The following is a 1,368-nucleotide window of genomic DNA, read 5'->3' as shown; positions in this document are numbered from 1 at the left end:
CCGAGCTGACCGCGCTCACCGCCGCCCACCCGCTGCGCGAGCGGCTGCGCGAACTGCTGATGCTCGCCCTGTACCGCTCGGGACGCCAGGCCGAGGCCCTGGCCGTCTACGCCGACACCCGCCGCCTGCTGGCCGAGGAACTCGGCGTCGACCCCCGCCCGGAACTCTCCCGCCTGCAAGAAGGCATCCTGCGCGCCGACAGCGACCTGGCCAGGCCCGCCGCCGGACCCGCCAGCACGCCCGCCGTCGCCCGTCCCGCCCAACTGCCCGCCACCGTCCCCGACTTCACCGGCCGCCTGTCCTTCGTACGCGAACTGGGCGACCGGCTCGCCACCGCCGAGGGCTCCGTGATGGCCGTCTCCGCCCTCGCCGGCATCGGCGGCGTCGGCAAGACCACCCTCGCCGTCCACGTCGCCCACGCCGCCCGCCCCCACTTCCCCGACGGCCAGCTCTACATCGACCTCCAGGGCGCAGGACCGCGCGCCGTCGGACCCGAAACCGTCCTCGGCGCCTTCCTGCGCGCCCTGGGCACCGCCGACTCCGCCATCCCCGACACCCTCGCCGAACGCGCCGCCCTCTACCGCTCCACCCTCGACGGCCGCCGCATCCTCGTCCTCCTCGACAACGCCCGCGACGCCGCCCAGGTCCGCCCCCTGCTCCCCGGCACCGCAGGCTGCGCCGCCCTGGTCACCAGCCGCATCCGCATGGTCGACCTCGCCGGCGCCCACCTCGTCGACCTCGACGTCATGTCACCCGAGGAAGCACTCCAGCTCTTCACCAAGATCGTCGGCGAAGAACGCGTCCACGCCGAACGCGAAGCCGCCCTGGACGTCGTCGCCGCCTGCGGCTTCCTGCCCCTGGCCATCCGCATCGCCGCCTCCCGCCTCGCCTCCCGGCGCACCTGGACCGTCTCCGTACTCGCCGCCAAACTCGCCGACGAATACCGCCGCCTCGACGAACTCCAGGCCGGCGACCTCGCGGTGAAGGCCACCTTCGAACTCGGCTACGGCCAGCTCGAACCCCACCAGGCACGCGCCTTCCGCCTCCTCGGCCTCGCCGACGGCCCCGACATCTCCCTGCACGCCGCCGCCGCGATCCTGGACCTGGAACCGCACGAGGCCGAAGACCTCCTCGAAGCCCTGGTCGACACCTCCCTCCTGGAGTCCGCCGCACCCGGCCGCTACCGCTTCCACGACCTCGTACGCCTCTACGCGCGCGCCTGCGCCGAGCGCGACGAGCAGCCGCCCGCCGAGTGCGACGCCGCGCTCTCCCGGCTCCTCGACTTCTACCTGGCCACGGCCGCCTCGGTGTACGCCATCGAGCGCCCCGGCGACCGCCTCATCGACCACCTGGAACCCACCACCTACC

Annotated in this window: 1 protein-coding gene; it reads left to right on the top strand. The window is 74.0% G+C overall.

What is annotated here, in order from left to right; genetic code table 11:
• Positions 1 to 1,368, top strand: a 1,368-nt coding sequence (locus ABT160_RS47010) for an ATP-binding protein (RefSeq protein ID WP_351656584.1), incomplete at both ends; no start/stop codon positions are given.

This window comes from Streptomyces sp. NPDC001941 (assembly GCF_040296945.1).
GTDB lineage: Bacteria > Actinomycetota > Actinomycetes > Streptomycetales > Streptomycetaceae > Streptomyces.
This window is presented reverse-complemented; position numbering and strand designations above follow the sequence as displayed.